30 protein-coding genes are annotated in these 25,661 nt (G+C 41.5%); 8 read left to right on the top strand and 22 right to left on the bottom strand.

What is annotated here, in order from left to right; all coding sequences use genetic code 11:
- Window positions 1–6 precede the first annotated feature (6 nt).
- Entirely contained in the window at window positions 7–1,950 is a 1,944-nt protein-coding gene (gene parE, locus A6J84_RS02360) for a DNA topoisomerase IV subunit B (protein ID WP_070697295.1), read from the bottom strand.
- A 135-nt stretch (window positions 1,951–2,085) separates the two neighbouring features.
- On the opposite strand from parE, the gene plsY reads away from it, so the two are divergent.
- Complete coding sequence (plsY, locus tag A6J84_RS02355; RefSeq protein ID WP_095725957.1) at window positions 2,086–2,727, top strand: glycerol-3-phosphate 1-O-acyltransferase PlsY; 642 nt, start codon at window positions 2,086–2,088, stop codon at window positions 2,725–2,727.
- Window positions 2,728–2,761: 34 nt separating this feature from the next.
- Here plsY and A6J84_RS02350 read toward each other — a convergent pair whose 3' ends face one another.
- The 9 genes from A6J84_RS02350 to A6J84_RS02310 all read right to left on the bottom strand — a co-directional run bounded on the left by A6J84_RS02350 (window position 2,762) and on the right by A6J84_RS02310 (window position 11,118).
- The gene (locus tag A6J84_RS02350) at window positions 2,762–3,718 is read right to left on the bottom strand and encodes an ABC transporter permease (RefSeq protein WP_061420806.1); all 957 of its coding nucleotides are present in this window, start codon (window positions 3,716–3,718) and stop codon (window positions 2,762–2,764) included.
- 2 nt (window positions 3,719–3,720) lie between these two features.
- Window positions 3,721–4,779: an ABC transporter permease gene (locus A6J84_RS02345; RefSeq protein ID WP_000038681.1), complete on the bottom strand. Its 1,059-nt coding sequence runs from the start codon at window positions 4,777–4,779 to the stop codon at window positions 3,721–3,723.
- Window positions 4,772–6,307, bottom strand: a complete 1,536-nt coding sequence (locus tag A6J84_RS02340) for an ABC transporter ATP-binding protein (protein WP_095725956.1) — start codon at window positions 6,305–6,307, stop codon at window positions 4,772–4,774. Before A6J84_RS02340 ends, A6J84_RS02345 begins: the two co-directional genes overlap by 8 nt.
- Window positions 6,308–6,443: 136 nt before the next feature.
- Entirely contained in the window at window positions 6,444–7,499 is a 1,056-nt protein-coding gene (locus A6J84_RS02335) for a BMP family lipoprotein (RefSeq protein ID WP_049477645.1), read from the bottom strand.
- A gap of 89 nt (window positions 7,500–7,588) precedes the next feature.
- Window positions 7,589–7,978: a cytidine deaminase gene (locus tag A6J84_RS02330; protein ID WP_049477646.1), complete on the bottom strand. Its 390-nt coding sequence runs from the start codon at window positions 7,976–7,978 to the stop codon at window positions 7,589–7,591.
- Window positions 7,965–8,627: a deoxyribose-phosphate aldolase gene (gene deoC, locus A6J84_RS02325; RefSeq protein ID WP_049479694.1), complete on the bottom strand. Its 663-nt coding sequence runs from the start codon at window positions 8,625–8,627 to the stop codon at window positions 7,965–7,967. Before deoC ends, A6J84_RS02330 begins: the two co-directional genes overlap by 14 nt.
- A 19-nt stretch (window positions 8,628–8,646) precedes the next feature.
- Entirely contained in the window at window positions 8,647–9,924 is a 1,278-nt protein-coding gene (locus A6J84_RS02320) for a pyrimidine-nucleoside phosphorylase (protein WP_049479693.1), read from the bottom strand.
- The gene (locus A6J84_RS02315) at window positions 9,921–10,511 is read right to left on the bottom strand and encodes a class I SAM-dependent methyltransferase (protein ID WP_080980686.1); all 591 of its coding nucleotides are present in this window, start codon (window positions 10,509–10,511) and stop codon (window positions 9,921–9,923) included. The genes A6J84_RS02320 and A6J84_RS02315 overlap by 4 nt, the downstream gene beginning before the upstream one ends.
- 202 nt (window positions 10,512–10,713) lie before the next feature.
- Window positions 10,714–11,118 (bottom strand): hypothetical protein, encoded by a 405-nt coding sequence (locus tag A6J84_RS02310; protein ID WP_084937658.1) that lies wholly within the window; start codon window positions 11,116–11,118, stop codon window positions 10,714–10,716.
- A 201-nt stretch (window positions 11,119–11,319) separates the two neighbouring features.
- On the opposite strand from A6J84_RS02310, the gene coaA reads away from it, so the two are divergent.
- The 3 genes from coaA to A6J84_RS02295 all read left to right on the top strand — a co-directional run bounded on the left by coaA (window position 11,320) and on the right by A6J84_RS02295 (window position 13,130).
- The gene (gene coaA, locus A6J84_RS02305; RefSeq protein ID WP_000180520.1) at window positions 11,320–12,240 is read left to right on the top strand and encodes a type I pantothenate kinase; all 921 of its coding nucleotides are present in this window, start codon (window positions 11,320–11,322) and stop codon (window positions 12,238–12,240) included.
- Window positions 12,241–12,307: 67 nt separating this feature from the next.
- Window positions 12,308–12,544, top strand: a complete 237-nt coding sequence (rpsT, locus tag A6J84_RS02300) for a 30S ribosomal protein S20 (RefSeq protein ID WP_095725955.1) — start codon at window positions 12,308–12,310, stop codon at window positions 12,542–12,544.
- 52 nt (window positions 12,545–12,596) lie between these two features.
- Complete coding sequence (locus A6J84_RS02295; RefSeq protein WP_095725954.1) at window positions 12,597–13,130, top strand: DNA topology modulation protein; 534 nt, start codon at window positions 12,597–12,599, stop codon at window positions 13,128–13,130.
- Window positions 13,131–13,146: 16 nt separating this feature from the next.
- Here the strand turns inward: A6J84_RS02295 and metG are convergent, their stop codons facing one another.
- The 4 genes from metG to A6J84_RS02275 all read right to left on the bottom strand — a co-directional run bounded on the left by metG (window position 13,147) and on the right by A6J84_RS02275 (window position 18,411).
- Window positions 13,147–15,144: a methionine--tRNA ligase gene (gene metG / locus A6J84_RS02290; RefSeq protein WP_095725953.1), complete on the bottom strand. Its 1,998-nt coding sequence runs from the start codon at window positions 15,142–15,144 to the stop codon at window positions 13,147–13,149.
- A gap of 136 nt (window positions 15,145–15,280) precedes the next feature.
- The gene (locus A6J84_RS02285; protein ID WP_001180392.1) at window positions 15,281–16,540 is read right to left on the bottom strand and encodes an ABC transporter permease; all 1,260 of its coding nucleotides are present in this window, start codon (window positions 16,538–16,540) and stop codon (window positions 15,281–15,283) included.
- 1 nt (window position 16,541) lies between these two features.
- Window positions 16,542–17,243, bottom strand: a complete 702-nt coding sequence (locus A6J84_RS02280) for an ABC transporter ATP-binding protein (protein WP_095725952.1) — start codon at window positions 17,241–17,243, stop codon at window positions 16,542–16,544.
- On the bottom strand, window positions 17,227–18,411 hold the full coding sequence (locus A6J84_RS02275; protein ID WP_095725951.1) for an efflux RND transporter periplasmic adaptor subunit: 1,185 nt from the start codon (window positions 18,409–18,411) through the stop codon (window positions 17,227–17,229). Before A6J84_RS02275 ends, A6J84_RS02280 begins: the two co-directional genes overlap by 17 nt.
- Before the next feature lie 266 nt (window positions 18,412–18,677).
- On the opposite strand from A6J84_RS02275, the gene gor reads away from it, so the two are divergent.
- The 3 genes from gor to A6J84_RS02260 all read left to right on the top strand — a co-directional run bounded on the left by gor (window position 18,678) and on the right by A6J84_RS02260 (window position 21,654).
- Window positions 18,678–20,024, top strand: coding sequence for a glutathione-disulfide reductase (gene gor / locus A6J84_RS02270; protein ID WP_095725950.1), 1,347 nt, complete (start codon window positions 18,678–18,680; stop codon window positions 20,022–20,024).
- A gap of 144 nt (window positions 20,025–20,168) precedes the next feature.
- A complete protein-coding gene (locus A6J84_RS02265) occupies window positions 20,169–20,705 on the top strand; it encodes a biotin transporter BioY (RefSeq protein ID WP_042768991.1) in 537 nt (178 codons plus the stop codon).
- 391 nt (window positions 20,706–21,096) lie between these two features.
- On the top strand, window positions 21,097–21,654 hold the full coding sequence (locus tag A6J84_RS02260) for a TetR/AcrR family transcriptional regulator (RefSeq protein ID WP_095725949.1): 558 nt from the start codon (window positions 21,097–21,099) through the stop codon (window positions 21,652–21,654).
- 33 nt (window positions 21,655–21,687) lie between these two features.
- Here the strand turns inward: A6J84_RS02260 and A6J84_RS02255 are convergent, their stop codons facing one another.
- Entirely contained in the window at window positions 21,688–21,906 is a 219-nt protein-coding gene (locus tag A6J84_RS02255) for a YdbC family protein (RefSeq protein WP_049490154.1), read from the bottom strand.
- 103 nt (window positions 21,907–22,009) lie between these two features.
- Between A6J84_RS02255 and A6J84_RS02250 the strand changes: the two genes are divergently transcribed.
- The gene (locus A6J84_RS02250; protein WP_049520699.1) at window positions 22,010–22,330 is read left to right on the top strand and encodes a hypothetical protein; all 321 of its coding nucleotides are present in this window, start codon (window positions 22,010–22,012) and stop codon (window positions 22,328–22,330) included.
- 27 nt (window positions 22,331–22,357) lie between these two features.
- Here A6J84_RS02250 and A6J84_RS02245 read toward each other — a convergent pair whose 3' ends face one another.
- The 7 genes from A6J84_RS02245 to rpsP all read right to left on the bottom strand — a co-directional run bounded on the left by A6J84_RS02245 (window position 22,358) and on the right by rpsP (window position 25,469).
- Window positions 22,358–22,696, bottom strand: coding sequence for an ATP cone domain-containing protein (locus tag A6J84_RS02245; RefSeq protein ID WP_049490156.1), 339 nt, complete (start codon window positions 22,694–22,696; stop codon window positions 22,358–22,360).
- Between the two features lie 11 nt (window positions 22,697–22,707).
- A complete protein-coding gene (trmD, locus tag A6J84_RS02240) occupies window positions 22,708–23,427 on the bottom strand; it encodes a tRNA (guanosine(37)-N1)-methyltransferase TrmD (protein ID WP_049479679.1) in 720 nt (239 codons plus the stop codon).
- Window positions 23,417–23,935, bottom strand: a complete 519-nt coding sequence (rimM, locus tag A6J84_RS02235) for a ribosome maturation factor RimM (RefSeq protein ID WP_049479678.1) — start codon at window positions 23,933–23,935, stop codon at window positions 23,417–23,419. Before rimM ends, trmD begins: the two co-directional genes overlap by 11 nt.
- Window positions 23,936–24,008: 73 nt before the next feature.
- Window positions 24,009–24,560, bottom strand: a complete 552-nt coding sequence (locus A6J84_RS02230; protein WP_007522209.1) for a hypothetical protein — start codon at window positions 24,558–24,560, stop codon at window positions 24,009–24,011.
- Complete coding sequence (locus A6J84_RS02225; protein WP_095726480.1) at window positions 24,550–24,894, bottom strand: MazG nucleotide pyrophosphohydrolase domain-containing protein; 345 nt, start codon at window positions 24,892–24,894, stop codon at window positions 24,550–24,552. Before A6J84_RS02225 ends, A6J84_RS02230 begins: the two co-directional genes overlap by 11 nt.
- A gap of 43 nt (window positions 24,895–24,937) precedes the next feature.
- On the bottom strand, window positions 24,938–25,177 hold the full coding sequence (gene kphA / locus A6J84_RS02220; protein ID WP_000379617.1) for an RNA-binding protein KphA: 240 nt from the start codon (window positions 25,175–25,177) through the stop codon (window positions 24,938–24,940).
- Between the two features lie 19 nt (window positions 25,178–25,196).
- Window positions 25,197–25,469 (bottom strand): 30S ribosomal protein S16, encoded by a 273-nt coding sequence (gene rpsP / locus A6J84_RS02215; protein WP_000268760.1) that lies wholly within the window; start codon window positions 25,467–25,469, stop codon window positions 25,197–25,199.
- Window positions 25,470–25,661 lie beyond the last annotated feature (192 nt).

The raw sequence follows: 25,661 nt of genomic DNA, 5'->3' as shown, positions 1-25,661 counted from the left end.
ATCCTTTTAAAACACTGTCGCTTCCTCCAGCGTAAACTTAACATTATCCTCAATCCACTTACGGCGTGGTTCGACCTTATCTCCCATGAGGACATTGACGCGACGTTCGGCGCGTGCTAAATCTTCGATTGTGACACGAATGAGAGTTCGAGTTTCTGGATTCATGGTTGTTTCCCAGAGTTGGTCCGCATTCATTTCACCAAGTCCCTTGTAGCGTTGAAGGGTAGCTCCTTTGCCGAATTGCTTGCGGAGTTCTTCTAGCTCTCCGTCCGTCCAAGCATAGGCCACTTCTTCCTTCTTGCCTTTTCCTTTGGACATCTTGTAAAGAGGCGGAAGGGCGATATAGACATGTCCTGCCTCGACTAGCGGACGCATGTAGCGGTAGAAAAAGGTTAAGAGCAAGGTTTGGATATGAGCACCGTCAGTATCCGCATCGGTCATGATAATGATCTTGTCATAGTTGGCATCTTCAAGGGAGAAGTCTGCTCCCACACCCGCACCAATGGTATAAATCATGGTATTGATTTCTTCATTTTTGAGGATATCCGCCATCTTGGCCTTGGCTGTATTGATGACCTTACCACGAAGAGGTAGGATAGCCTGGAACTTACGGTCACGGCCTTGTTTGGCAGAACCACCGGCAGAGTCTCCCTCGACCAGATAGAGTTCATTCTTAGCAGGATTTTTAGACTGGGCTGGGGTTAATTTCCCAGAAAGTAAGCCCTTGTCTTTCTTGTTTTTCTTGCCATTTCGGCTCTCATCACGAGCCTTTCGTGCTGCTTCACGAGCGTCACGAGCCTTGATAGCCTTGCGAATAAGATTGGAAGCAAGTTCTCCATTTTCCATGAGGAAGAAGGTTAACTTATCAGCCACAATCCCGTCTACAACTGGACGAGCTAGTGGACTTCCAAGTTTGTCCTTGGTCTGTCCTTCAAACTGAAGGTGCTCTTCAGGAACCAGAATAGAAAGAACGGCAGCTAGTCCCTCACGATAATCTGAACCTTCTAGGTTTTTATCTTTTTCCTTGAGGAGCCCAGTCTTACGCGCGTAGTCATTCATAACCTTGGTAATGGCTGACTTGAGTCCTGTCTCGTGCGTTCCACCATCTTTCGTACGAACGTTATTGACAAAGGATAGAATGTTATCTGAAAATCCATCATTGTACTGGAGGGCAACTTCCACTTGGAAACCATTGTCTTCGCCTTCAAAGTATAGGACTGGCGTCAAGATTTCCTTGTCTTCATTGAGGTAAGAAACAAAGTCCTGTACCCCGTTCTCATAATGGAATTCGATTGCTTCATCTGTTCGCTTATCTGTCAAAGACAAGGTAACATTTTTTAAAAGAAAGGCTGACTCATTGAGTCGTTCTGAAATGGTATTGTACTTGAAGTCAGTCGTAGAAAAAATCGTCGCGTCAGGCATGAAAGTGACTTTGGTACCTGTCTTAGACTTGGGTGCTGTACCAATTTTTTTCAAGGTTGTAACAGGTTTTCCACCATTTTCAAAACGTTGCTTGTAGACTGTACCGTCACGAGTAATTTCAACTTCTAGCCAACTAGAAAGGGCATTAACGACTGAAGATCCCACTCCGTGGAGACCACCTGATGTCTTATAACCACCTTGACCGAATTTTCCTCCAGCGTGGAGAATGGTAAAGATAACTTCAACAGTTGGAATTCCCATGGCGTGCATCCCGGTTGGCATCCCACGACCATGGTCTTGAACAGTTAGACTGCCGTCCTTATTGATGGTCACATCAATGCGGTCACCAAATCCAGACAAAGCCTCATCGACTGCATTGTCCACAATTTCCCAGACTAGGTGATGGAGACCAGCACCGTCAGTCGATCCAATATACATCCCTGGACGTTTACGGACCGCATCCAACCCTTCTAGCACCTGAATGGCGTCATCATTGTAGTTATTAATATTGATTTCCTTTTTTGACACAAGGAACCTCCTATTTGTTCATCTTTTCTATTTTACAGGTTTTCTAGCGATTTTGCAAAGCTTTTCCCTTTCAGCTGTCACAATTTCACAGGATATTCTCTGACTTTCTATATCATTTCATGGTATAATAGTACTATGATGACATTTGTATTATTAATTTTAGCTTATCTGCTAGGTTCGATTCCGTCTGGTCTTTGGATTGGACAAATCTTCTTTCAAACAAATCTGCGTGAACATGGTTCTGGAAACACCGGAACAACCAATACTTTCCGAATTTTAGGTAAGAAAGCGGGTATGGCAACCTTTGTGATTGACTTCTTTAAAGGAACCTTGGCCACTCTCCTTCCAATCCTTTTCCACCTTCAAGGTGTATCACCTCTTGTATTTGGTCTTTTGGCTGTCATTGGACATACTTTCCCTATCTTTGCAGGATTTAAAGGGGGCAAAGCTGTCGCAACCAGTGCTGGAGTGATTTTCGGATTTGCGCCTGTTTTCTGTCTCTATCTAGCAATCGTATTCTTTGGAAGCCTCTATCTAGGTAGTATGATTTCACTGTCTAGCGTTACCGCTTCTATCGCAGCCGTTATCGGAGTTCTCCTATTTCCACTATTTGGTTTTATCCTAAACAGCTATGACCCTCTCTTCATTTTGATTATCCTAGCACTTGCTAGCTTGATTATCATTCGTCACAAGGATAATATCACACGTATCAAAAATAAATCTGAAAATCTCGTTCCTTGGGGATTGAACCTAACCCATCAAAATCCAAAAAAATAAAACGCCAGTTTGAAACTGACGTTTTTTTGTATGCTTATTTTGACTTGATGTAGTTGATACCGTCTGCCTTAGGTGCAACTGCTTTTCCAAAGAAGGCTGCTAAGACAAGAATGGTCAAGACATAAGGCGCGATTTGAAGGTAAACCGCTGGCACTCCTTGTAGGAAAGGTAATTGAGAACCAATAACTGCCAAACTTTGTGAAAGTCCAAAGAAAAGACTAGAAAGCATAGCACCAATTGGATTCCATTTACCAAAGATCATTGCCGCAAGAGCGATAAATCCAGGACCGACAATAGTTGTCACTGAGAAGTTAACTGAGATTGATTGAGCATAAATCGCTCCCCCAATTCCACCAAGGAAACCTGAAATAACAACCCCAAGATATCGCATCTTGTAGACATTGATCCCCAAGGTATCCGCTGCCTGAGGGTGTTCACCAACAGAGCGAAGACGAAGACCAAAACGTGTCTTAAAGAGAATAAACCATGCAAGGAAAGAGAAGGCAATCGCGATATAACCTAGCAAACTGGTTGATTTGAAGAAGATATCACCAATCACTGGGATATTTGCTAAAACTGGGAAATCAAAACGTCCAAAAGTCTGGCTTAAGTTATCCGTTTGTCCTTTGTTATAAAGAACTTTAACCAAGAAAACTGCTAGGGCAGGAGCCATCAAGTTCAATACTGTACCACTGACAACATGGTCCGCACGGAAATGAACTGTAGCTACTGCATGGATGAGGGAGAAAATAGCTCCCACGATACCAGCAACTAACAAGGAAATCCAAGGAGTAGCTGCTCCAAGTTGTTCTGCAAATTCAAGGTTAAAGACAACCCCAGAAAAGGCTCCCATAACCATAATTCCTTCAAGACCGACGTTAACGACACCACCACGTTCAGAGAAAACTCCTCCGATACTCGTAAAAATAAGTGGTGCTGAGTAAATCAGCATAGAAGAGACCAAGAGGGTGAGTAATGTTGTAATAGACATCCTTACTTACCTCCTTTAACTTGTTTTTTAGGTTTGACAAAGCGTTCGATAATATAGTGAACGCTGACAAAGAAGATAATAGACGCTGTTACAATGCTGACAAGCTCAGACGGAACTTGCGCAGCGTTCATACCCGGTGCCCCTACTTGCAAAACTCCAAATAAGAAGGCTGCAAAGAGAATTCCAATTGGTGAATTTCCAGCAAGCAAACTAACTGCCATCCCGTTAAATCCGATAGCTAATGATGATCCCTGAACGTAAACGTTTTGGAAAGTTCCAAGACCTTCGACCGCTCCACCAAGACCAGCCAGAGCACCAGAGATAATCATTGATAGAATGATTGTACGTTTTGCTGAAATACCAGCGTACTCTGAAGCATGGGGATTGAGACCAACTGCGCGAATTTCAAAACCGAGAGTCGTTTTCTTAAGCAAGAACCAAATCACAGCTACAGCAATGATTGCAAAGAAAATTCCGATATTCATACGAGAATTTCCAGTCAACTCTGATAACCATGGTGTCTGGTATGTAGCATTGGCACTAACACGAATCGTTGAGTCTGTACTTTGCATAATATCTTTAGGAAAGGCATGAATAAAGGCATTTCCCACATACAATACAATGTAGTTCATCATGATGGTCACAATAACCTCTGACGTACCGAGATAGGCTCTGAGGATACCTGGAATCGCACCAACAATTCCACCTGCGATCAAAGCAATGATTACTGTCAATGGAATCAACACGAGACGCGGCATATCTGGATTTGACAAGGCAAACCAACCACTTAGGATCCAACCCGCAAGAGCCTGACCAGGAAGCCCGACGTTAAAGAAACCTGCACGACTGGCAACTGCAAAACCAAGACCTATCAAGACAAGAGGACCCATGGCACGGAAAATTTCTCCAATCCCACGGAGGCTACCAAAAGCTGTATAGAACAACTCCTCATAGCCCCAGATAGCATCATATCCGAATATCCACATGACAATGGCTCCGAGCAAGATTCCTAAGAATACGGAAATCAAGGGAACCGAAATTTGTTGTAACTTTTTAGACATCACTCTTCTCCTTTCCCAAGTTTCCACCTGCCATCAAGACACCAAGTTCTTGTTTGTTAGTTGTTTCTGGCGATACAATACCTTGAATCTTACCATCGTGAATAACAGCAATTCGGTCTGAGACATTTAAAATCTCATCCAATTCAAAGCTGACAACAAGGACAGCCTTGCCATTATCACGGGCTTCAATCAAACGTTTGTGGATATATTCAATGGCACCGACATCCAAACCACGAGTTGGCTGGCTGACGATAAGGAGATCAGGATCACGATCAATCTCACGAGCGATAATCGCTTTTTGTTGATTTCCTCCTGAAAGAGCTGCCGCTGGAACAAATTCGCTTGCCGCACGGACGTCAAATTCTTCCATCAATTTCTTAGCATGTGAAGTGATATTGGCGTAGTTCAAGATACCATTCTTGCTGAGTGGTTCTTTGTAGTAGGTTTGAAGAGCGATATTTTCTGAAATCATCATCTCCAAAATCAAACCATCACGGTGACGGTCCTCAGGAACGTGTCCCACGCTTAGTTCTGTAATTTGTCGAGGATGCATCCCCACGATTGATTTGCCTTTTAATTCAACGCTACCTGACTCAACCTTACGAAGACCAGTAATGGCTTGAATGAGTTCAGATTGACCATTGCCATCAATACCTGCAATACCGACAATTTCACCAGCACGAACATCCAAGGAGAGATTTTTTACTGCTGGTACACCGCGGTTTTCATTGACAACCAAGTCTTTGATAGACAAGACCACTTCTTTGGGTTGTGGTGCCTGTTTTTCCGTTTTAAAGGAGACTGAGCGTCCAACCATCATTTCTGCCAAGTCCGCATTTGTTGCCCCTGCAATTTCAACCGTCTGGATTGATTTCCCGCGACGAATAACCGTCACTCGATTGGATACCGCACGAATCTCATCCAGTTTATGGGTAATCAAAATGATAGACTTCCCTTCTTTGACAAGGTTTTTCATGATTGCCATCAACTCATCAATCTCTGAAGGAGTCAATACAGCTGTAGGTTCATCAAAGATAAGGATGTCAGCACCACGATAGAGTGTTTTCAAGATTTCTACACGTTGTTGGGCACCAACGGAAATATCCGCCACCTTAGCAGCAGGATTCACTGCCAAACCATAACGTTCAGAAAGAGCCTTGATTTCTTTAGTAGCTCCAGCTATATCTAGAACGCCATTTTTAGTGATTTCACTCCCTAAAATGATATTCTCAGCTACTGTAAAAGCTTCAACCAACATGAAATGTTGGTGAACCATCCCAATTCCAAGACCAGCGGCTTTAGATGGTGAGTCTAGTTTTACAACCTGACCATTCACCACAATTTCACCACTCGTTGGCTCAAGAAGTCCTGCCAGCATATTCATCAGAGTGGATTTACCCGCTCCATTTTCTCCTAAAAGTGCATGGATTTCACCTTTTCGCAGTTGCAAGTTGATTTTGTCGTTTGCTACAAATTCACCAAACACCTTGGTAATATCCCGCATCTCAATGACATTTTCGTGTGCCATATGCTCTTCCTTTCAGAGGTTTATTTTATTTCAATAAAACCTGCTAATCACATTAACAAGCTCTATTGAGACAAAAGTTGCCTCAATTCTTAAAGAAGCGACCAATGGCCGCTTCCTAAGAAATGACTTTTATCCATTATTTTTCAGGAACTTTTACGCTTCCGTCAAGGATTTTAGCTTTTGCATCTTCAACAGCTTTTTTACCTTCTTCTGAAAGGTTTGTTACTGCTAGCTCAACCCCTTTATCTTTCAATGAGTAAACAATCACTTGTCCACCAGGGAATTCACCCTTTTCTGTTTTGTTGGCAATATCTTTTACAGTTGTACCAACTTGTTTCAATGTAGATACAAGAACGAAGTTAGATTCTTTACCATCTTTAGAAGTGTATTTACCTTCTGCTGCTTGGTCACGGTCTACACCGATAACCCAAACTTTTTCGTCTTCATTTTTGTTTTCGTTCAATGATTTTGCTTCAGCAAAGACACCAGCACCTGTACCACCAGCTGCTTGGTAGACAACGTCTGCACCGGCAGCATATTGAGCTGCTGCAATTGTTTTACCTTTGGCAGCATCACCAAATGAACCAGCGTAGTCAACTTGGACTTTGATAGATGGGTCTACTGACTCAACACCAGCTTTGAATCCAGCTGCAAAACGTGAAATAACTTCAGATTCGATACCACCTACAAAACCAACTTGTTTTGTTTTCGTAGTTTTCGCTGCTGCAACACCAGCAAGGTAAGCTGCTTCATTATCCGCAAATCTTACGCTCGCAACATTCTTTTGACCTTCAATCACATCATCAATCAAGACATAGTTTAGGTCAGAGTGGTCTTTTGCTGCTTCCTCAACTGCATTGTGAAGTGCAAAACCAACACCGAAGATCAGGTTGTAACTTCCAGCCGCTTGTTGCAAGTTGTTAGCATAGTCTGCTTCGCTTGTTGATTGGAAGTAAGTGTAACCTTTATCTTTAGAAAGATTGTGTTCTTTACCCCAGTCTTGCAAACCTTCCCAAGCTGATTGGTTAAATGATTTATCATCAACACCACCAGTATCTGTTACGATTGCTGCTTTGGTCTTCATTTCTGATGAAGATGAAGCTGCATTACGAGAAGAGCGGTTACCACATGCAGCAAGTCCAACTGCTGCTACTGCAACTAGACCAAGGCCTAGCCATTGTTTCTTGTTCATTACTGAACCTCCTAAATAAGATGTGCAACGATGTTGCAAGTATGGATTGGTTGGCCACAAGGACCGCGTCACTCAGAGAGTGACTCAGACTAGTTTAAGTCTGTAAATGAGTATGGAAGTAACTCCCCGACCGTCATCTCGACCGTCGATTTATCTTTAGCGACTAAGGTCACTTTTAGATCTTGTTCAAAAAATTCAATCATGACCTGGCGACAAGCACCACATGGCGAGATGGGTTTTTCAGTTTGTCCGTAGACAATCAACTCTGAAAACTCCCGTTGCCCCTCCGAAACTGCTTTAAAAATAGCAGTACGTTCTCCACAATTAGTCAAGGGATAACTAGCATTCTCGATATTGACACCCGTATAAATGCTACCATCCTTGGCAACTAAAACAGCTCCGATAGGAAAGTGAGAATAAGGCACATAAGCTTTCTTGCTAGTTTCAATTGCTAGTTCAATCAACTCAGTAGTTGCCATCTGCCAATTCTCCTTTTAAAATCGCAACGCCAGCAGATGTTCCGATACGGGTAGCGCCTGCTTCCACAAAAGCGACAGCATCTGCATATGAACGCGCTCCACCAGCTGCCTTAACTCCCATATCTGGCCCGACTGTTTCACGCATCAACTGAACATCCTCAATAGTGGCACCACCAGTTGAAAATCCAGTTGATGTTTTGACAAAGTCAGCGCCTGCTTTCTGGGATAATTGGCAAGCCACAACCTTTTCATCGTCTGTCAACAAGCAAGCTTCAATAATGACCTTAACCAACTTGTCACCACTTGCTTCTACGACAGCACGGATGTCCGATTCAACCAAATCCAGATTGCCTGATTTGAGGGCACCAACATTGATAACCATATCAATCTCATCCGCACCGTTTTGAACAGCTTCTTTTGTTTCAAAAGCTTTCACAGCTGAAGTTGTTGCTCCCAAAGGAAAACCTACTACTGTACAAACCTTTACATCTGAGCCTTCAAGCCCTGTTTTCGCATGTTTAACCCATGTGGGATTGACACAAACACTGGCAAAGTCATACTCACGCGCTTCAGATAGCAAACAATCAATTTGTTCTTGGCTTGCATCTTGCTTTAAAAGCGTATGATCAATATATTTATTTAACTTCATATTCGGATTCTCCCTGGTTTTATGAGATAATTTCTATAATTTCTCGTAAACTTTGCACTCCATCATTTATTTTAACATATTTTTGAAATTCTGTAACTAGTTCAGAAGAAATTTTTCCATTTGTATAAACTTTTGCAACAATTTCCCCTTTTTGAACGGAGTCTCCAACCTTCTTCTCAAAAACAATCCCTGTTTCATAGTCCAAGTCATCAGACTTGATTGCACGACCAGCTCCTAGTCTCATGGCATAGAGGCCAAATTCCATTGCAGGAAGAGCTGAAATAACACCCGTATCTTGAGCTGGAATTTCCACCACATGGGCAACTTTGACGGGGCGATAAAGATCTTCTAAATCACCGCCTTGTGCTGTTACCATTTCTTCAAACTTAGCCAGTGCTTGGCCATTTTCCAGGTGTTGACGGATTTCCTCGATCGTTTTCTCAACATCAGCCAATCCAAGCATAATCTGAGCTAACTCGCAGATAAAGTGACTAATATCTTCTCGACCTTTTCCTTGAAGAATCTCGATTGCCTCAAGGATTTCGAGACGATTGCCAATTGCTCTTCCCAAGGGTTGGCTCATATCGGTAATAACTGCTACCGTCTTTCGACCAACTGCCTTACCAAGATCCACCATGGTTTGAGCCAATTCGCGTGCCTCATCAACCGTCTTCATAAAGGCACCCTCACCGACCGTTACATCTAGCAAAATGGCATCCGCTCCTGCAGCAATTTTCTTGCTCATCACCGAACTCGCAATCAAAGGAATCGTGTCGACAGTTGCGGTCACATCTCGGAGGGCATAGAGAAGTTTATCTGCTTTAACCAGCTGATCTGACTGCCCAATGACAGATACACCAATGTCCTGTACCTGACGAATGAAATCCTCTTGACTTCGCTCGACTTGGTAGCCCTTAATGGATTCCAATTTATCAATTGTCCCACCAGTATGGCCGAGACCACGACCACTCATTTTAGCAACGGGCACACCGAAACTCGCAACAAGTGGAGCCAAGATTAAGGTCACCTTATCACCTACACCACCAGTCGAATGCTTATCAACTTTAACCCCATCAATAGCTGACAAATCAAACTCCTGACCTGTTTTAACCATATTCATCGTCAGATCAGAAATCTCACGTGTGGTCATTCCTTTAAAATAAACAGCCATAGCAAAAGCAGACATCTGATAGTCTGGAATAGTTCCAGCCACATAGCCTTCTACCAGCCACTTGATTTCATTTGAAGTCAGTTCTTGACCATCTCGTTTCTTTTGGATTAAATCAACTGCTCTCATTCTTTCACACTTCTAAGGATATAGTATCCCTTATCTTTCTTTACGATTTCACAATTTCCGAAAACGTCTTCCATCTTGCTTTTGGCACTCGGAGCACCTTGTTTCTTTTGAATAACAATGGTTAAATCACCTCCGTCTTTCAAGAAATCTCTGCTCTTTTCGATAATCTCATGAACAACTTGTTTACCCGCTCGAATCGGCGGATTAGAAATAACATGGTCAAATTTCCCTTCAACTTGTTCATAGATATTGGATTGGAAAATCGTTGCTTCTACTTTATTACGTTCAGCATTTTGTCGCGCTAGGTCCAAGGCACGATTATTGATATCGACCATGGTCGTCTGAACTCCATAAGCCTTGGCCAATGACAAGCCCAATGGCCCATAACCACACCCCACATCAAGGACCGTCTCTCCTTCATTTACCTCTAGACACTTGAGCAAGAGCTGACTCCCAAAGTCAACCATTTTCTTGCTAAAAACACCCGCATCCGTCAAAAAGGTCATGTTTTCTCCCAACAACTCCACTCTCAACTCATGAATGTCGTGAGCAGCATCAGGATTTTCTGCATAATACATTTTACTCATAAAACTATTTTACCATAATTTGGCTTGAATTGTAAATCGTTTACAAAGTGATGATCAAATGAAAAAGACTGAAGAATCCTAGTCAAAAAACCTTTTCTTCAATCTCTTTCAATTATTAGAAATACATTACAATCTATCGGGAACTACAAATTATCATAGTCAGGAAAAAACAGTTCGTCTGCAATCGGGCGCATTTTTATTACTATTTCTTAACCTTAAAATACTTTATTATCAACAGGATTCCCAATATGATGTTTAGATAAAAACTCAACTGATAAGTTTGTGTCAAGATTTCCAAACTTGTCCAAAGTCGTATCAAATCTTCTAGTGACATACGGAATAGATATCCTTCTGTAGCAATCCACAAAATCAAAAATAGATAACTACCAGCCGCAAGCCATTTCGTCCACCGTTTTTTTAGTATGAAAGCAATCAAGAGCGAACAGATAAAGACAACTGTTACAAGGAGATGATCCATCAAGAAGGTAAAACCGTAATAGGTTTCCACAAAGCGTCTACCATTATCCGCATTCGCTCCCCTTATAAAAGGTAAGGCAAAACTTAAAATAAAACAGAGTTCCAATATATAACGTTTTAAGATTTTCATGACACACCTCCTATAAGTTGTGAACCAAAAAGCCCACTTTCAATAACTGATAAGTCTTCAGAAACCATTCCCTATCTCATCATTAAATTATTCAACCTCCATCTACCTCTATTATACGATATTGACTTACTACCATCAAGAAACCGCTTTATCTTTTTAGCTTTTTATGGTATGATAAACAAAATATCTAGGGGAAAACAAATGACCAACGAATTTTTACATTTTGAAAAAATCAGTCGCCAGACTTGGCAATCATTGCATCGCAAAACAACCCCTCCCTTGACAGAGGAAGAGTTAGAATCCATCAAGAGTTTCAATGACCAGATTAGTCTGCAGGACGTAACAGATGTCTATCTTCCCCTAGTCCATCTTATCCATATTTACAAGCGCACTAAGGATGATTTGGCATTTTCGAAAGGAATTTTTCTTCAACGTGAAAGCAAATCCCAACCTTTTATCATTGGGGTTTCTGGTAGTGTTGCTGTGGGCAAATCGACTACTAGTCGCTTACTTCAGATTCTTCTATCACGTACTCTACCGGATGCTACTGTAGAGCTAGTGACAACTGACGGTTTTCTCTATCCCAATCAAACCTTGATAGACCAAGATATCTTAAATCGCAAAGGTTTTCCTGAAAGTTATGATATGGAAACCTTGCTGAATTTTCTTGACCGCCTAAAGAATGGGCAAGATGTCGATATTCCTGTCTATTCTCATGAAGTGTATGACATCGTTCCTGGAGAGAAACAACGTGTCAAAGCTGCTGATTTTGTCATTGTCGAAGGCATCAATGTCTTTCAAAACCCTCAAAATGAGCGCCTTTACATTACTGATTTCTTTGATTTCTCCATCTATGTGGATGCTGCTGTCGAGGACATTGAAAGCTGGTATCTGGATCGTTTCTTAAAGCTGCTCAGCTTTGCCCAAAATGATCCCAACAGCTACTACCACCGCTTTACGCAAATGCCGATTGGAGAAGTTGAAGCCTTTGCTCACCAGGTTTGGACCAGCATTAATCTCACAAATCTACAAAACTATATCGAACCGACAAGGAATCGTGCTGAGGTTATTCTCCACAAGACTAAAAACCATGAAATCGATGAAATTTACCTAAAAAAATAATTTCCCCTTGTCAAAACATAAGTTTTCAGATATAATAGTATAGTTAGTAAATATGGAGGTAAGAACATTGGCAAACATTAAATCAGCTATCAAACGCGCTGAATTGAACGTTAAACAAAACGAAAAAAACTCAGCTCAAAAATCAGCTATGCGTACTGCTATCAAAGCTTTCGAAGCAAACCCTTCTGAAGAACTTTTCCGTGCTGCTAGCTCAGCTATCGACAAAGCAGAAACTAAAGGTTTGATTCATAAAAACAAAGCAAGCCACGATAAAGCTCGTCTTTCAGCTAAACTTGCTAAATAAGAAACAGTCCATAGAGGCTGTTTTTTTGTCCTCTAATCAGAAAAGGTAGAAAATGAAAATCGCAATCATCGGATATTCTGGATCAGGCAAGTCAACTCTGGCAGAAAGGTTATCTAGCCACTACTCCATCCCCAAACTGCATATGGATACACTCCAATTTCAACCTGGTTGGCAAGACAGTGACCGCGAATGGATGTTAACCGAAATGAAAAACTTTCTCACAAAGCACGAAGCTTGGGTCATCGACGGCAACTACTCTTGGTGTTGCTATGAAGAAAGAATGCTGGAAGCTGACCAAATCATCTTTCTCAACTTTTCCCCATGGACTTGTCTCTTTCGAGCTTTTAAACGGTATCTCACATACCGAGGCAAGGTCAGAGAAAGTATGGCAACAGGCTGTCCTGAACGCTTTGACTGGGACTTCATCAGATGGATTCTCTGGGATGGGCGTACAAAGAATGCCAAAGAACGTTATCAACGGGTTCAAGAAACCTATCCAGATAAAGTAATTGTCCTCCGGTCTCAAAAGGAGATGGACCACTTCTTAGAAAATCTCGTACATAACAAGAAAAACCAACGTGTCTAACGTTGGTTTTTTGCTATTAGCCAATCACACTTCCATTTGGTACAGCTGGATCCACTTTGAGAAGGATTAATTTGCCATCATGCTCAGCTGAGAGAATCATGCCTTGGCTGACATATTTTTTCATCATCTTGCGTGGTTTGAGGTTGGCAACGATTTGGACCTTCTTGCCGACCAATTCTTGTTCGTTTGGATAGTATTTGGCAATTCCTGATAGGATTTGACGGTCTTCGCCATCACCTGCATCCAGGCGGAATTGGAGCAACTTGTCAGAACCTTCCACTTTAGACACTTCTTTGACCTCTGCGACACGGATCTCGACCTTATCAAAGTCTTCGAACTTGATTTCATCCTTGTCGAGTTTGAGTTCAACTTCATCTGGATTCCATTCTTTTTCGACTGCTGGTTTGTTGCCTTCCATTTGTTCCTTGATATAGGCAATCTCTTCTTCCATGTCCAGACGCGGGAAGATTGGTGTTCCTTTGGCAACAACAGTCACACCTGCAGGAAAATCTGCCAAGCTCAAGTTTTCAAGGCTAGAAACTTCTGCTAGACCAAGTTGTGCCAATACAGCACGACTAGTTTCCATCATAAATGGCTCAATCATGTGAGCTACGACACGAAGGCTGGCTGCCAAGTGGCTCATGACACTTGCCAATTGGTCACGGTGCTCTTCATCCTTAGCCAAGACCCATGGGGCTGTCTCATCGATGTATTTGTTGGTACGTGAGATAAGAGTCCATACTGCTTCAAGGGCACGTGGGTAGTCAACTGCTTCCATGTGTGTATGGTAGTCAGAGATAGATTGCTCTGCAACCTCAGCAAGAGCATTATCAAATTCAGTCACACCCTCTACATAGGCAGGGATTTGCCCATCAAAATACTTGTTAATCATAGAAACCGTACGGTTAAGGAGGTTTCCAAGGTCATTGGCCAATTCATAGTTGATACGGCCAACGTAGTCCTCAGGAGTGAAGGTTCCATCTGAACCAACAGGAAGGCTACGCATGAGGTAGTAACGAAGTGGATCCAGTCCATAACGCTCTACTAACATTTCAGGATAAACGACATTCCCTTTAGACTTAGACATCTTGCCGTCTTTCATGACGAACCAACCGTGGGCAATCAAGCGGTCAGGCAATTTCATATCCAACATCATGAGAAGGATTGGCCAGTAGATGGAGTGGAAACGAAGAATATCTTTTCCGACCATGTGGAAGACTGTTCCATTCCAGAACTTGTCGTAGTTAGCATGATCGTCTTGACCGTAACCAAGAGCAGTCGCATAGTTAAGAAGGGCATCAATCCAAACGTAGACAACGTGTTTGGGATTTGATGGGACTGGCACACCCCATGTAAAGGTTGTACGAGAAACCGCTAAGTCTTCCAAACCTGGCTCGATGAAGTTACGCAACATTTCATTAAGACGACCATCTGGAGTGATGAAGTCAGGGTGAGATTTGAAAAATTCAACCAAACGGTCTTGGTATTTGCTGAGGCGAAGGAAATAAGACTCTTCTGAAACCCATTCAACCTCGTGACCTGATGGAGCAATACCGCCCGTTACATTTCCAGCTTCATCACGGAAAACTTCCGCAAGCTGGCTTTCTGTAAAGAATTCCTCATCTGAGACTGAATACCAGCCAGAGTATTCACCCAAGTAAATATCATCTTGAGCAAGCAAGCGTTCAAAGACCTGAGCCACTACTTTTTCATGGTAGTCATCAGTTGTACGAATGAATTTATCGTATGAGATATCGAGTAATTTCCAGAGTTCTTTGACGCCAACCGCCATCCCATCAACATAAGCTTGAGGTGTAATCCCAGCTTCTTCTGCTTTTTGTTGAATCTTTTGACCATGCTCATCAAGACCTGTCAGATAAAAAACATCGTAGCCCATGAGGCGTTTGTAGCGAGCTAGGACATCACAAGCGATGGTTGTGTAGGCAGAACCGATATGAAGTTTACCAGATGGATAGTAAATCGGTGTTGTAATATAAAAATTCTTTTCAGACATAATTTTTCCTTTCCAGGCAAATGAAACCTGTTTTTCTAACACTTCATTATATCATATTTTTAGTGATTTTCGATAGGAAAATCCATACAAAAACAAGACAGATAAATGTCCATCTTGTTTTTTTCTGTTCTATATCTTATTCATAACGAAGGGCTTCGATTGGATCCAGCTTAGAGGCTTTATTGGCCGGCAAGACTCCGAAGATCATCCCAACGCTGGCTGACACAGCCAAGCTAAAGAGAGCGATTGGGAGGGAAACCCCGACTTCGATACCTGCAATCATGTTTTGAAGCAATACTCCAGCTAACATGGTCATTCCAGCAGCAATCCCAAGACCGATGACACCACCTAGCAAGGTTAAGATCATGGATTCAATCAAAAACTGTACCAAGATATTAGCCCGAGTAGCTCCGAGAGCTTTCCGCAGACCAATCTCACGCGTGCGTTCTGTCACCGAAACCAGCATGATATTCATAACACCAGTTCCCCCGACAAAGAGAGAGATTCCTGCGATGGCACTGATAATGGTTGTCATAAAACCAAATAGTTGTTGTACCTCTTGGAAGGCGGCAGTTGCATCCGCAACTTGGTACTCCCCTTGCTGAAGACCTGCAATCTCAGTCAGTTTTCGAGCCAACTCCGGACCCAAGGTCTGCGTTAGACTAGTATCATTGACACGAAAGACGATGTTCGAGATTTCATCAGTATTAAAATTGGCTGCGAGAGAGATATTGGTCGTAATTGGAAGACCACCAATCCCAAAGGCTTTCGCAGTTTTGGCTTCATTGCTAGTATAAACGCCAATCACACGGTAACTAAATTCATTGACAGAGATGATTTGATTAACCGCAGCTTCTGGACTATCAAACAAACTCTTGGCTAGTTCTTCATCCAACAAAATCACACTGGCAAATTCCTTGTAGTCTTGCGGTCTTAGACTTCTACCCGCAACGATTTCATTTTCAACTGCGTTCATGTAGGTGCTATTTCCGCCTGTCAGAGTCGCTCGTTCAACCTTCTTATCCTTATAAGATAGGGTGACGTTGGTCGAGTTAGTGACATAGTAACTGTCTACTCCTTTGAGTTTGGCAGCCTCCTTGACCCAGGATTCTAGTGGTTTTGGTGGTTCAACATGAACATCCTCTTCTTTCCCGCTGACTGTCAAAGCGGATTGTTTCTGCGTAAAGGAGCCGTCCTTGCTTTTGATAGGTGAGAAAAAGACATGGATATCCTTCTGTGATTTGGTCATGTTTTTATTGACCTGGCGAGACATGGAGTCTCCCAGTGCCATGATGACGACGACAGACGAAACTCCGATGATAATCCCGATCATGGTGAGGAAGGAACGCATCTTGTGGGCCATGATGGATGAAAAGGCAAATTTCAGATTCTGCATCTTATTTTTCCTCCTTTTCTACCAGAGCACTGTCTGATGAGATGACCCCATCACGAATGACAATTTGGCGTTTGGCATAGGCAGCAATCTCAGGCTCATGCGTGACCATGATAATGGTTTTCCCTTCCTTGTTTAACTCCACCAACAGTTGCATAATTTGATTTCCCGTCTTAGTATCCAAAGCTCCTGTCGGTTCGTCAGCTAGGATGATAGAAGGATTATTTACCAAGGCACGGGCAATCGCTACACGTTGCTTTTGACCACCTGATAACTCGGAAGGCAAATGATGACTGCGCTCCGTCAGCTCAACCTTTTCCAGAAATTCCTCAGCCAATTTCCGACGTTTAGAAGCCGAAACTCCAGCGTAAATCAAGGGCAACTCGACATTTTGAAGAGCATTGAGCTTGGACAAGAGAAAGAACTGCTGAAAGACAAAGCCGATTTGCTGGTTGCGGACCTTGGCCAGTTGTTTCTCTCCCAGACCTGCAACTTCTTGTCCTTCAAGGTAGTACTCTCCACTGGTTGGTGTATCCAACATTCCGATGGTATTCATCAACGTAGACTTTCCAGAACCAGATGGTCCCATAATGGCAACAAACTCACCTTCATGAACTTCTAGATTGATATTTTTAAGGACCTGCAGTTCTTGGTCACCATTTCGATAACTCCTGCAGATATTTTTGAGACTAATTAGTTTCTTCATCAGCCTTCACCTCTTTTCCTTCTTCCAAGGAAGATGTTGGATTACTGATGACCTTGGCACCGTCTGTCAAACCTGAAGTAATTTCTTGGTTGTCTGCGTCCGCATTCCCCAAAGTAACTTCTACCTTCTTCGCTTTTTTCTGGTCGTCAACGATCCAGACATAGTCTTTGTCATTTTCGGCAACAACACTTGTCAAAGGAACAAGGATGGCCTTACTCTTATTTTTGACTTCCACACTGACAGAGAAGCCTTGTTTCAACTCACCGATATCGCTAGTCACATCAATAGTATAAGGGTACTTAGATCCAGTATTTCCTCCAAGGGCTGCATTCGCTGCTTCTCCATTGTTTTTAGGATAATCAGAAATATAGCTGATTTTTCCTGTCCAGCTCTTATCTTGGTAAACCTTCGAAGTAAAGGTAACTTCTTGCCCAACAGAAAGGTTAGCAAGGTTGTATTCAGACAACTCCCCTTTGACCTGCAAGTTTTCATTACTTACAACATGAACTACCACTTGGCTGTTACCCGTTGGTGATTTGGAAACATTACGATTAACTTCAACTACAGTCCCTTCAAGTGTACTGAGGACAGTTGCGGCATCTAGCTGTGCTTGAGCCTTGTTGAGCTGAGCCACAGCATCTGCACGGTTATCCTTGGCATCACTGATTTGAGAATCAATAGAAGATACTGAAGAAGTCGCCGCTTGCGCTTGTTCTGGGAGTCCAGCTTCTGTTGGAACCTGTGGAGAAGCTGGTGCAACTGATGCATTTTCACGAGCTTTGTTTAACTCCTCGATGTGACGGTCTGCCTTTGCAACTGCACGATCGGCTGCATCGTAGGCAGCTTGAGCATCCGCACTGCTGTATTTGACCAAAGCTTGCCCTTCTTCGACCTTGTCCCCAACCGAAACGAGAATTTCATCTAAATCTCCCTTACTAGCATCAAAATAAACGTATTGTTCATTTTTTGCTGTAACCGTACCTGACAAGAGAACCGATGACGCAACAGAGCCTTCCTTAGCAGTAACGATATGAGAGGTTTCATCCTTGACTGCTGACTGGGAAGGTTGTCTAAAAATTAAAATCCCCGCAGCACCGATAACAATAGCACTGGCAACACCAATCGCTGTGTATAATTGCCATTTTTTTGCCTTCTTATTTCTTTTCATTTTTAAGCTCCTTTATTCTTTTGCCTTACAAAAACCATTATATCAGAAATACCAAGCCCAAACAATGACAGTTCAGATGGAAACAATGACAATTCAGGATCATTATTTCGTTCGGTATTCGTTTGTTGGATTATTGTGCTAGATATATAATACAATATCTTTTGGAATTTGGCAAGCGTTTTTATAATTTTTTTACCGTAGCAGATTTTTGCATTCAAAAAATAAAAACGATAGAATATGACTATCAAAGCTATAAGGAGTTTTCTATGAGAGAATATGATATCATCGCCATCGGTGGAGGGAGCGGCGGCATTGCCACTATGAACCGAGCTGGCGAACACGGTGCTAAAGCTGCTGTTATCGAGGAAAAAAAATTAGGTGGAACTTGTGTCAACGTTGGCTGTGTTCCTAAAAAAATCATGTGGTATGGAGCGCAAATCGCTGAAAGCTTCCACCACTACGGCCCTGACTATGGTTTTACAAGTTCAGGTGTTCAGTTTGATTTTGCAAAACTTCGTCAAAACCGTGAAGCCTACATTGATCGCGCTCGCTCGTCTTATGATGGAAGTTTCAAGCGCAACGGTGTTGATTTGATTGAAGGTCGTGCTCATTTCGTTGATGCTCATACGGTCAGCGTTAATGGCGAATTGATTCGTGCCAAACATATCGTGATTGCGACTGGCGCTCGTCCAAGCATCCCAACTATTCCTGGGGCTGAACTCGGTGGTAGCTCAGACGATGTCTTTGCTTGGGAGCAGCTTCCTGAATCCGTTGCGATTCTTGGAGCTGGTTATATCGCCGTTGAATTAGCAGGTGTTCTCCACGCGCTAGGAGTAAAAACGGATTTGTTTGTCCGTCGTGATCGTCCCTTGCGCACTTTTGACAGCTACATCGTTGAAGGTCTTGTCAATGAAATGGAAAAAACAGGCCTTCCTTTGCACACCCATAAGGTACCAGTCAAACTAGAAGAATCAGAGCAAAGCATTACGATTCATTTTGAAGATGGTTCTAATCACACTGCAAGCCAAGTTATCTGGGCTACCGGCCGCCGTCCAAATGTAGACGGACTGGAGTTAGAAAAGGCTGGAGTTACACTCAACCAACGTGGATTTATCCAAGTGGATGAGTATCAAAATACAGTTGTAGATGGTATCTATGCCCTCGGAGACGTTACTGGTGAGAAGGAACTAACTCCAGTAGCCATCAAGGCAGGACGTACCCTATCTGAACGCCTTTTCAACGGAAAAACAAATGCCAAGATGGACTACACGACTATCCCTACTGTTGTCTTCTCACACCCAGCAATCGGAACGGTTGGTTTAACCGAGGATCAAGCTATCAAAGAATACGGCCAAGATAACATCAAAGTCTACAAGTCAAGCTTTGCATCCATGTACTCAGCCGTTACAAGCCATCGTCAAGAATCTCGCTTCAAACTCATCACCGCCGGTGCTGACGAAAAAGTTGTTGGACTTCACGGACTTGGTTACGGAGTGGATGAGATGATTCAAGGATTTGCGGTTGCCATCAAGATGGGAGCTACCAAGGCAGACTTTGATGCTACAGTAGCTATCCACCCAACTGCCTCAGAAGAATTTGTAACCATGCGCTAATTATCACAAGAGACCTCTTGAGGTCTCTTTTTACTTGCAAAATCGGCTGTTACAAAAATTGTTACCTTAGTTGGAAGAATAGGTTGACTTTTGTTTCTAAATTAGTATAATAGTTACTATAATTTTGAAAAGAGGTTAACAGTTTTGAAAAAAGCTCATATCTATGCTATCCCTGCTATCGGTGCTGCTCTCATTGCCGTATTGGCACAAATCAGTCTCCCTATCGGTCCTGTACCCTTTACTTTGCAAAACTTTGCAATTGGTCTGATTGCTACTGTTTTTAGACCCAGAGAAGCTGTTCTATCTGTAGCTCTCTATCTCCTGCTTGGTTCCATTGGTTTACCTGTTTTTGCAGGGGGAGGAGCTGGATTTCACGTTTTAGTCGGTCCAAGTGCAGGCTATCTTTGGTTCGACCTTGTTTATGCTGGACTTACATCTTATCTCATTCATCAAAATAGTGGCTACATTCGCATTTTCCTGGCTAACCTCTTGGGTGACTCCCTCGTCTTTGTCGGAGGTATTCTCAGCCTCCACTTCCTTGCTGGGATGCCATTTGATAAGGCGCTTGCAGTAGGTGTCCTTCCCTTTATCCTCCCTGACCTTGGTAAGATCATTGCCATTAGTTTCATTGGTCGTCCCCTACTAGAACGATTGAAAAGCCTTCCATATTTTTCAAGATAAAAGAATAGTCCAGAACAATTGTTCTGGACTATTTCCTTTCTAAGAATCAACTGTACACTATTTAGCTACTTGACTATTCTTATACCGGTATGAATATTAATCGTTTTATCCTTCAAATTACAGCTTTTCACGCTATGCAAAGTAGAAAAGTAATCTGATTGATTCAACCCAAATAAGCTTCCATTGATTTTGAAAGGTTAATAACTGTATATTTTCAGAAAACGCATTTTTACTGATAGAACTATATTTAATAAATTATTTGTGATACAATAGAGCTACCTAAAAGATTCAGTAAATTTAATGTTCATTGATTATTTATATTAACTTGAACATTTTGATTTCTTTTAATACAAAAATAATTATAAATAATTATAAACAGAAAGGTAATTCTATGGCAAAGAATACTCGTGAGCTAATCATTGGTTCTCTCATCACACTAGCTAAGAAGAATCCTCAACGTAGTTCCTTTACAATGACTGAAATTGCTGCTGAAGCTGGTATTTCACGACAAGCGATTTATCAAAAGCATTTTAACAACTTTGAAGATATTATTGAGTACATTCACGAAGAAACCAATCAGCACATTTTTAACGTCTTTAATAAGTACTGCCCTAACAACGATGGAGATCCTGTTAGCTTTTTAGCAGACTATATACTTCCGCTCATATACGAAAAAAAAGAAATTCTTAACACCTTGTATACCACACAAGTCGACCCATGTTGGAAGGAGTTTCTGCGTGGAACGTACTCTGAGTGGGTACTAAAGAATGTCAATTACCAACTGAAATATAATTTTAGTAAAGAAGACATCGCTTATATCATTACGACCATGGCAATCTCTTTCATCGAAGTCTGGATTCGTAAAGATAATCCAATACCACCTGAAGAGTATAGAGAGACTTTCATTCAATTGTCTAAGACTTCTCTGTGTGACTATATTGTATCCTAAAAAAAGAATCTTGAGTTCTACTCAAGATTCTTTTTATTGTCCCCCTTTAAAGGCATCGACCATTACCTGAAATTCTTCATTGGAAAGGGTGATTCCTTTGCCCATTTTAGTATGGTCTGGGCTCCAAGCGCGAATGTCAAACTTTGCAGGGGCTCCATTAAAGCTAACGCGATTTAGTTCTTTTGTCCATCCTTTGTCATTTTCAGACAATGTCAGTAAGTGTTCTTCGATTTCAAATGTAAATTCTGCCATTTTAACTCCTTTATGTGATATGCTTTCACTAGTCTATTCGTAAAAACCTTGTGGTTTTTAGGAAAATTTTATATAATGTGGATAGATAAGAAGGGAGGATCTTATGAGACAAACATTTAAACTTGTACTAGATAAACTACAGGGTTTTCTCAATGGAAATGACGAACCTCACCAAACCGAAGACAACTCCCTAACAGCTACAATCGAGCAGGCTATCCAGAAAAAATCTGCTGTTCATGTCATACTAGCTGAGACAAGTTTTACGGGTGATATTGTCAAATATGATGTCAGTCGTCAGCAGATTATTGTCAAAAATTTCACTAGAAATGTGACACGTATCATTCGGATTGGTGACATCAAGAGAATCCGTTTTGTCCCTTCTACGGTAGAAAAAGCACAGAAAAATCTATTTAAGAAAGAGTGAGATGTTCATTGCATCCCACTCTTTTTCTTAACGGATTTGTTCAAAATGAAGGTGAACTGCGATATGCTCACCATACCCACTTCTCTCCAAATCACGTTGCAAGCGATAAGAGATATAGTGCTCTGCAATGGTGATGTAACCTGCTCCCAGCAAACGATTTTCAACCATTGATTGGATCATACTGATAGTCGCACGTTCTACTTTTGCTTCTTCCAAGTCCAAGACTACTTTTTTAGTAACTTGAGCTAGGTTTTGACGTAGATCATCTGTCAAAACATAAACTGTCTGAGCTGCTTTTAGGACAGCTTGGTAAATTTTATCTGGATCAAAGTCAGCAACTTCTCCGTTACGTTTGATTACTTGCATAAGGTTCTCCTTTATTCTTTGTTTTCTCTGATTTCAGCCAGCATCTTTTCTTCTTCGGATGTTAGTTGATAGTTTTCTAGCAGGTCAGGTCTGCGCTCGTAGGTTTTCTTTAGACTCTCATACAGTCGCCACTGGCGAATCTTTTCATGGTGTCCACTCATGAGAACATCTGGTACCACCATACCTCGATAGTCATAAGGGCGAGTGTATTGGGGGTATTCGAGAAGACCTGAAGAGAAACTATCATCCTGGTGACTAGACTCCTTACCAATCACTTCAGGAATTAGGCGAACAGTCGCATCAATCATGGTCATGGCCGCCAATTCACCACCAGTCAAAACATAGTCTCCTAGGGAAATTTCATCGGTTACCAAGGTCTTGATGCGCTCGTCATACCCTTCATAGTGACCACAGATAAAGATCAGTTCCTCTTCTTGAGCCAAATCTTCTGCGTAAGCTTGATCGAACTGTTTCCCAGCAGGATCAAGAAGAATGACGCGGGGATTTTTCTTTTCAATAGCATCAAAGGCATCGAAAATGGGTTGAGCCCTTAGCAACATTCCTTGACCGCCTCCGTAGGGCTCATCGTCAACATGACGGGCCTTTTCAGCGTATTCTCTGAAATTATGATACTGGATATCCAAGAGCCCTTTTTCTCGAGCCTTCCCAACAATCGAGTGTTCCAGCGGAGAAAACATCTCAGGAAAGAGGGTTAAAATATCAATCTTCATCGTCTAACCCTTCTAAGATTTCCACTTGAACCCGCATGTTTGGAATATCAACATTGAGAACTACTGGCGGAATGTAAGGTAAAAGCAAATCACGCTTACCTTTTCGTTTGACCACCCAGACATCGTTGGCACCTGGTTGTAGGATTTCCTTGATAGTTCCTATCAAGTTATCTCCCTCGTAAACATCCAAACCGATAATCTCGTGATAGTAGAATTCTCCATCATCTAAATCGTTCAAATCTTCCTCAGCGACCTTGAGACTATAACCCTTGTACTTTTCAATCGCATTGATATGATACATGTCTTTGAATTTGATAATGTCAAAGTTCTTATGCTTGCGGTGACTTGCGATGGTCACTGTTTGAACAAACTGATCTTTTTCATCAAATAAAGCCAGCTCTGCCCCTTTTTTAAACCGTTCTTCAGCAAAATCCGTCACAGACAAGACTCGCATCTCACCCTGTAGACCCTGCGTATTGACGATTTTTCCAACATTAAAGTAGTTCATCTTGTCTCCTGTATCTATTTCTATCCTTTATTTTATCACGTTCCAGGGATTTTCACAAGTTGGAGAAAATCAGCTATAATCCTAAAATTGCTAGTAGTTTCCTCTTTAATGTTAATTTATATTTGAAAGAAGAAATATTTATATTCCCGTTATACATATTACTATAAAATGTATACTCCCCAATTTGACCTTGACTTGTCTTCCATTTCATTCTTAAACTAGGTATAGTCTCAGGTAAATTTGTATGAATCAATAAGCATGTATAATTTTTTAAATTTTTGACTGTATGTATTTTATCTTGAACGACTAAACGATTACTTTTTGAATCATAGATTAAAGAATAAAATTCTACAATTTCAATATCAACTTCTTTTGGATAAAAAATCAAATGGTTATAATGTTTATCATTTTTATTATGTTTAAACTCATAAACATGATGAAATCTCGTATGTAAGGAATCAAATTCGATTGGTTTAATTGCCTGAATTTCGATATTATTAATATAGGCCTTATTCTGGAAACTAATTTTTAAAATTACACCTATAAAAGTCGAAATCTGTATAATTCGTAATAACCAATCAATATACATCGCCCAGTCTATTTTTAAAAAATAATCAGTGTTCAATATTTCTCAAATCTCCCTTCAAAAAACTCTCCAAATCTCTTTCATGTTGGTACTTAATGGCAGCCTTCTTATCTTTGTCAAAGATGCTTTTAGTTAGGTCAATATCGTTGATGGCCGCAATTGCGACAGTGTAGTGAATAATATCTGCCAGTTCTTTGGCTAGTTCCTCATTTGAGTCCTGGACACCCTCTTTTCGACCAGAGCGCCCATTCAAGACCTCTGCTACCTCTCCGACTTCCTCCACTAGCTTGATAAAGAGGCCTTCCTCAGTTCGAGATTGCTGGTAATGTTCGAGTAAGTAAGCTTGTAATTGTCTAAAGGTTAAATCCTTCATCTTCTCCTCCTCACAAAAAAGCGAGACATCTGTCCCGCTTTCTTTATTTTTCATCGATAACGATTCTTACTTTTTTGTCTTCAGTTGGGACAGAGTAGACAATCGTTCTTATCGCTGAGATAGTGCGACCCTTACGACCGATAACACGACCGACATCGCTTTGGTCAAGATCCAAGTGATACTCCAAAAACTCTGGTGTGTCTTCAATCTTGATAGTTAAGGCATCAGGTTGTGAAATCAAAGGTTTCACAATCGCAATAATGAGATTTTCAATCGTATCCATCTGTCAACCTACTTTAAACTTATTTTGAGAATTTAGAATCGTGGAATTTTTTCAATACGCCTTCTTTTGAAAGGATGTTGCGAACTGTATCTGAAGGTTGAGCTCCATCAGCCAACCATGCAAGAACGCGGTCTTCTTTCAAAGTTACTTGGTTTTCAGCAACAAGTGGGTTGTAAGTTCCAACTGTTTCGATGAAACGTCCGTCACGTGGTGAACGTGAGTCTGCTACGTTGATACGGTAGAAAGGTTTTTTCTTAGAACCCATACGAGTCAAACGGATTTTAACTGCCATTTTTTAATGTCTCTTTTCTTATTTTTTATTTCGGTGAAATAGCTAAGCTATTTAGCACATGTTCTATTATAGCAGATTTCTGACAGGTGTCAAGAAAAAAACTTGACAGAGTTTTAATTTTTTTAACTACTAGAAATTTTTAGTAAAATCTTTTACATTTGAAATCAAACTCCTTTTAAGGTACAATGGTAG

This window comes from Streptococcus sp. FDAARGOS_256, assembly GCF_002289235.2.
GTDB lineage: Bacteria > Bacillota > Bacilli > Lactobacillales > Streptococcaceae > Streptococcus.
Note: the sequence above shows the minus strand (reverse complement) of the source record. Positions and strands in the feature narration are given on the sequence as shown.